The following is a 6293-nucleotide window of genomic DNA, read 5'->3' on the forward strand; positions in this document are numbered from 1 at the left end:
AGCCAGGCGGGGTAAGGCGGTGGGTCAGGCCGGTGTGGCGGCGGCCGGCGCCGCGGGTGCGGATAGCCTGGGCCAGCGCGCGGCGCGAGCCGACGATCACCACCAGGCGTTTGGCCCTGGTCACGGCCGTGTAGAGCAGGTTGCGCTGCAGCATCATCCACGCCGAGGTGGACAGCGGCACCACCACCGCGGGGTACTCGCTGCCCTGGGAGCGGTGGATGGACACCGCATAGGCGTGGGCGAGTTCGTCGAGCTCGTCGAAGGCGTACTCGACCTGCTCGTCCTCATCGGTCAGCACGGTCAGGGACTGGTCTTCGGGGCGGATGGCGGTGACCACGCCGACGGTGCCGTTGAACACCCCGGCGGTGCCCTTTTCGTAGTTGTTGCGAAGCTGGGTGACCTTGTCGCCGACGCGGAAGACGCGCCCGCCGTAGCGGCGTTCGGGCAGGCCCTCCCGCGCCGGGGTGATGGCCTCCTGCAGGGCGGCGTTCAGCGGCCCGGCGCCGGCCGCGCCGCGGTGCATGGGGGCCAGGACCTGCACGTCGCGGCGGGCGTCCAGGCCGAACTTGCGGGGGATGCGCCGGGCCACGACATCGACGGTCAGGGCTGCGATCCCCTCGGCGTCATCGCAGGGGAACAGGAAGAAGTCGTTCATGCCGGCCAGGGTGGGCGGCAGGCCGGTGTTGATGCGGTGGGCGTTGACGACGACGCCGGACTGCTGGGCCTGGCGGAAGATCTGGGTGAGCCGTACCCGGGGGATCTGCTCGGCGGCCAGCAGGTCGCGCAGGACCTCCCCGGCGCCGACGGAGGGAAGCTGGTCCACATCGCCCACCAGCAGCAGGTGGGCGCCGGGCGGGACGGCCTTGAGGAGCTTGTTGGCCAGCAGCAGGTCCAGCATGGACGCCTCGTCGACCACGACCAGGTCGGCGTCCAGCGGGTTGTCGCGGTCGAAGGTGGCATCGCCGCCGGGGCGCAGTTGCAGCAGGCGGTGGACGGTGGTGGCCTCGTGCCCGGTCAGCTCGGCCAGGCGTTTGGCGGCGCGGCCGGTGGGGGCGGCGAGGATGACCTTGGCCTTCTTGGCGCGGGCCAGGGTGACGATGGAGCGCACGGTGAAGGACTTGCCGCAGCCGGGGCCGCCGGTCAGCACGGCGACCTTGGCGGTCAGGGCCAGCCGTACGGCCTGGGCCTGCTCGGCGGCCAGGTCGTGGCCGGTGCGTTCGCGCAGCCAGGCCAGCGCGCGGTCCCAGTCGACGTGGGCGAAGCCGGGCATGCGGTCGCCGCCGCCGCGCAGCAGCCCGGTCAGGGAGGCGGCCAGCGACAGTTCGGCGCGGTGGAAGGGCACCAGGTACACCGCCGGGACGCTGCCCTGTTCGGTGGGGACGTCCTCGCGGATGACGCCTTCTTCGGCGACCAGGTCGCCCAGGTGGGCGGTGACCTGGTCGGCGGGCACGCCGAGGATCTTGACGGCGTCGGTGACGAGGTTGGGGACGGGCAGGTAGCAGTGGCCGTCGTCGGCGGCCTGGGACAGGGTGTAGCGAAGGCCGGCCTTGACGCGTTCGGGGCTGTCGTGCGGGATGCCGACGGCCTGGGCGATGGTGTCGGCGGTCTTGAAGCCGATCCCCCACACATCGTCGGCCAGCCGGTAGGGCTCGGTGCGGACCACGTCGATGGAGCGTTCGCCGTACTGCTTGAAGATGCGCACCGCGATAGAGGTGGACACCCCGACGCCCTGGAGGAACACCATCACCTCCTTGATGATCTTCTGTTCCTCCCAGGCGGCGGCGATCATCTTGGTGCGTTTGGGGCCGAGGCCGGGGACCTCGGCCAGGCGGGCGGGGTCCTTTTCGATGACGTCCAGGGTGGCGGTGCCGAAGTGGCCGACGATGCGTTCGGCCATTTTGGGGCCGATGCCCTTGATCAGGCCCGAGCCGAGGTAGCGCTGGATGCCCTGGATGGTCGCCGGCAGCACGGTGTGGTAGGACCAGACCTCGAACTGCCTGCCGTAGCGGGGGTGGGAGGTCCAGCGGCCCCTCAGCCGCAGCGACTCCCCCACCTGGGCGCCGAGCAGCGGGCCGACGACGGTCAGCAGGTCATCGCCGCCGCGTTCGGTGGCCATGCGGGCGATGGTGTAGCCGGTCTCCTCGTTGGCGTAGGTGACGCGTTCCAAAACCCCGCCGATAGTAGTAGCGAGGGTACCATCCCCCCTGCCGCCAGGGGCCTGCTCTGCCATGCCCGCATTAAAGCAGGACAGGCCCCGGCCCGGGGCGGACAAAGGTGCGTTCAAGTCGTTCATTTACGTGCAAAATGGGGGTATGCCCACCCGAGAGCAGGCCCTCGCCGCAGCGGGGCGCGTCCTCGCCGAGGCGCGTGCCCGGCGCGATGCCCTGACCCCCCTGGAAGCCGCCCGCCTTGCCCATGAGCCCGGCGGCTCGTCGATCGAGGAGCTGGCCGAGCGCATCCAGGCGGCGCGACACCGTTCTGCCGGACTGGCCGCCCGGCAGAACGAGGCGGCGTGAGGTAAGCGATAACGCCTGCCCTACAGTCCGGCTTCGCGAAGCACTGCCTCCCATGAGGAGCGCTGCTTGGACGCGAGCGGTACGTGCCCGGAATCGCGCAACAGTCTCAGGTGGAACTCGGCCAGCCGAAGGTGCAATAGCCCGACCACCGCAGCGGCACCCGCCTGTTCGCTTTCCCCGCGCGAGAACGCCTCCAGAGCCGTGCTCGCCATCGCCCGTGCCGTTCGCAGGCCGTCAGCGGCCGTGTCCCGTGCCATCGGTGCACCCCCCGCCGTGCTCGCCGGACAGCAACATCGTGAGCGCGCCGTCCCAGTCGTAGATCTGCTGTCCCTGCTCGCCCGGCAGGAGGCTGGCCACCCGGCTGGTGAAGAAGTGGTGCGCCCGGTACAGCATCCGCCAGAGGGTCTCGTCGGCGAATCGCACCAGCAACCCGTCCGCGCCGGGCTGGATGACCGTCCGGCCGCACGAGACGGTGTGCTTCGCCGCTGCCTCGAACGCCCGCCAGGGCAGCTCTGCGGCAGGCGCGTCGGCGCGGCCGATCACCACCACCAGCGGATCGGCCGTGCTGAAGGCGAGATGCCCGATTTCGAATCCCTCGCCGCCGGGCTCGCGCCATAGCGGCAGCGGCATCCAGAGGGAAGTCGCGCGCTGCCGTGCGGCCTGAGGCCGTGGCTGAAATCGCATGATCATGGTTCCTTCCTGGTCGATCCGTTGACGGTGATCAGCCGAGCCGCCACGGGTTCTTGCTTCCATTGGGTGAAATACCGGCGGGCCGTCGATCCGCCCACACCGGTGGCGCGGGTCAACTCGGGGGCGTCGGGGACTCGGCCCGCCTCGATCTGCTCGTCCCAGTACCGGCGTGCTCGCTCGCGTCCTTGTGAGCGCCGTCCTCCGCCGCTTGGTGAGCGCTCTGGCCGCCGCTCACGATCGCCCGGTGAGCGCTCCTTTGGCCACTCGTTTCGTGCTTGCGGGCGTTCGGCAGGTGGCTGCTCGGTGTGCTCGCCGGACGGTTGCTGAGCGCTCAACCAGGGCGGGCGGGGGGTGTGGTCGAGCGCTCGGCGAGCGCCCAGCAGCACGTCGAGCTGAGCGCTCAACTCTCCTTGGCGCTCGGGGTTGGTGGCGAAATCGGAGCGCTCGACAAGGACACGGAATGCTCGGTCAACGGCCAGCAGGGCGCGCTCGCGACGCCAGGCGGTGAGCGCCCAGCGGCGTCCGGGGCGAGCGTTCAACCGCCAGGCGCGGTGCACGGCAACGGCGGTGCGCGCCACCAGGTGGTGAGCGCTCGCCTCTGATGCCGAGCGCTCGGACGGGTCGGCAAGCCCGAATCGCACCGCGAGTCGCTCGGGCGTGAGCCGCCAGTGCAGGGGCGAGCGCCGGGTGCCGGTGATGTGAGCGCTCGTGGCCACCAGGCCGCGCTCCCATAGCCATGCCGCCGCGAGCGGTGGCACGAGCCGGAAGGCGGCACCGGCGAGCGTGGTCGCGTCGGTCGCGGCGAAGACGCCTGAGATCGCGGCGAACACCCACACGGCCACCCCGTCCGCGCCTGCTGAGGGCGGCTGGAACCGCACGCCGGCCGCGTACGCCTGCGCGGTGCGGCGAATGTTGTCGCGGGCGCGCACGGTGCTGGCGAGCATGGCGACCTCGACGAAGCCGAACAGCAGCAGCGCCGCCGCCGGTGGCATGGCCAGCTTGTCCAGGAAGAACGCCAGCATGCCCTGGGCGGCGGTGCCCTGGGCGAGCACTGCGCCGAGGAAGGTCCACCGGTCGGCCCAGGTGAAGCCGCGGGCGAGTCGCCAGGCCGCCCATCCGGCCCCGCCCATCAAGGCGAGCAGGGCGAATGCCGCCATGGCGGCGAGGGGCCGGTCGCGGGCCAGGGCGTTCAGCAGGCTCCCCGCCCACTCCCCGATGGTGATCACAGGCGGTCACCTGCTTTCGGCCGCGATGCGACCGCGCCGGGTGCGGCCGTTCCGGCCGCGATGCGACCGTACGGCCGGAACGGACCGCTCTCTAGCAGGCGCATCCGTTGTGCGGCCGGATCGGCCGCATACCGCACCGGTGCTTCGCCGGGGCGGTCACGCTGCGTCGGCACGGTTGTCTCCTTCCTCGGGCTCGTCGTCGTGGATGTCGCGCGCCATCCGGTCGGCTTCGGCCAGCGTGTCGCGCAGCCTTGTGGCGTCCACGGCCTGGCGCACCAGCCAGCGGGTGGCGCGGCTGCGTCCCTCGCGCCGCAGTGCCCTGAGGGTTTCGGCGAGGCTCAGCCGCTCCCCCAGCCAGGTGCGCCCGCGGCCGGTGGCCTCGATCAGCTCGGCGCGCGAGCGCCCGGTCCGCGCCGTCTCCAGCGCGGCGGCCAGCGACTCAAGGGCGGGGTCGTCCAGGGGCGTGACCGGCTGGGCGGATGGTGCGGTGAAGTCGTGGCCGAACAGGTCGGATAGTTGTCCTTCAAGGGCCGCCAGCTCGGCTGTGAGCGGATGGGCGGAGCGTTGATTCTCTATCGCCCCCATCGTTACGGGCTGCGGTTGCGGGCCGACCGGCTCGGCCGCGCCGGTCGGCAGCCACTCGGCGAGCCTGGGCGGGATGCCCTTCCACCGGGTGGGCCACCACTCCCCCAGCAGCCGGGCGGTGTAGCCGTCCGGCAGGCACAGCCGGTCGTGGTTGCGCAACGCCCACTCGTGGACGGTGAGCGGTTCGGCGTCGAAGCCGTGCACGGGGATCGAACTGGCCTGACCGTCGCGATGGAAGAACCGTCCCGGTGCCTGCAACGAGCTGACGTCCAGCGTGGCGTAGTCGTCCAGCAGGAACTCCCCCGATGCCTTGCTGTCCTCGTGGAACACGCGGGCGTGGTGGAGCTGGCGGCGCAGCGCCGTCGCCGAGTCGGTCTGTGTCTGCGGCATGGCTTGGGCGGACATGTCCTGACCGGCCAGGTGCATGGCAACGCCGAATGCCCGGCCGAGCATGCCTAGGGTGTGCGCGGCCGAGGCGGCGGCCTGCCAGTGCGGGTTGAGGTGCGGGCTGAATGCCATGCGCAGTTCGTCGATGAGCAGGATCAGGGCGGGGCTGCCCTCGCGGGCGACCAGCACCCGGTCGCCGCGCCGCTGGAGCGCGCCGCGTGAGCCGGGTTCGGTGCACAGCCCGGCGAGCGCGACGAGCATGGCCGTGGTGTCGGCGGCGTTGGTGGTGTAGGCGGCGCACACCGGGGCGAGCGGCGCGAAATCCAGCGTCCCTTTGAGGTCGGCCACCAGCAGCACGGCGTTTCCGGAGGTGATGCCTGCTCCGGCTACGCCGGAGCCGACGACGATCTGGTGCACGGTCTTGCCGAATCCCGTCTTGCCGGACACCGCGCCGTGCCGCACCCCGCCTTCGGCGCTGGCCAGCACCATGCCGCGCGGGGTGCCGTCCTCCCCGACGCCGATGGGCACCGGATCCAAGATGGAGGCGGGCAGCAGATCGGAGCTCCACAGGACCGGCTTGCCGTCGTGGGGGCGACCCACCTGGAAGTGCAAGAGCGCCTGCCCGGCGTTGGCGGGCACCTCGACCGCCTGGCGCAGCATGCCGACCGGCAGGCCGAGCCTGGCCGCGATCTGGGCGCGGGCCCTGTCGAGGTCGCCCACTGGCCGCCTGGTCTCCACGGCAAGAGTGAAACGGGTGTCGGTGAGGATGTCGTCGCGGATCACCCGCAGGCCGGGGAAGCCGAGGGCGTCGGCCCCGCCGGTGAGCCGCCGGGCGACGTCGTCGATGATGTCGCGCAGCGGGTGGCGAGGCGGGGCCACGGGCGGCCGG

Annotated in this window: 5 protein-coding genes; 1 reads left to right on the forward strand and 4 read right to left on the reverse strand. The window is 71.9% G+C overall.

All coding sequences use genetic code 11. The features are described from left to right. On the reverse strand, window positions 1-2230 hold a 2230-nt coding region (gene recD2 / locus C1I98_RS33505), incomplete at its 3' end, for an SF1B family DNA helicase RecD2 (RefSeq protein WP_111171359.1). Window positions 2231-2312: 82 nt separating this feature from the next. Here recD2 and C1I98_RS33510 point away from each other — a divergent pair. After that, window positions 2313-2516: a hypothetical protein gene (locus tag C1I98_RS33510; RefSeq protein WP_111171354.1), complete on the forward strand. Its 204-nt coding sequence runs from the start codon at window positions 2313-2315 to the stop codon at window positions 2514-2516. 234 nt (window positions 2517-2750) lie between these two features. Here C1I98_RS33510 and C1I98_RS33520 read toward each other — a convergent pair whose 3' ends face one another. The 3 genes from C1I98_RS33520 to C1I98_RS42030 form a co-directional block, all read right to left on the reverse strand. Then, window positions 2751-3146 carry a hypothetical protein gene (locus C1I98_RS33520; protein WP_146607798.1) on the reverse strand — a complete coding sequence of 132 codons (396 nt, stop codon included), beginning with the start codon at window positions 3144-3146 and terminating at the stop codon, window positions 2751-2753. A gap of 56 nt (window positions 3147-3202) precedes the next feature. Beyond that, a complete protein-coding gene (locus C1I98_RS33525) occupies window positions 3203-4432 on the reverse strand; it encodes a hypothetical protein (protein WP_111171357.1) in 1230 nt (409 codons plus the stop codon). A 156-nt stretch (window positions 4433-4588) separates the two neighbouring features. After that, window positions 4589-6293 (reverse strand): hypothetical protein (locus C1I98_RS42030; RefSeq protein WP_199537411.1); only part of this gene is annotated, 1705 nt, incomplete at its 5' end.

The organism is Spongiactinospora gelatinilytica (assembly GCF_003236385.1).
GTDB lineage: Bacteria > Actinomycetota > Actinomycetes > Streptosporangiales > Streptosporangiaceae > Spongiactinospora > Spongiactinospora gelatinilytica.

What these genes read in the sequence shown, in the direction of transcription:
- C1I98_RS33510 (WP_111171354.1), top strand. Translation starts at nt 2,313, where the DNA reads ATGCCCACCCGAGAGCAGGCCCTCGCCGCAGCGGGGCGCGTCCTCGCC.
- C1I98_RS33520 (WP_146607798.1), bottom strand. Translation starts at nt 3,146, where the DNA reads ATGCCGCTGCCGCTATGGCGCGAGCCCGGCGGCGAGGGATTCGAAATC.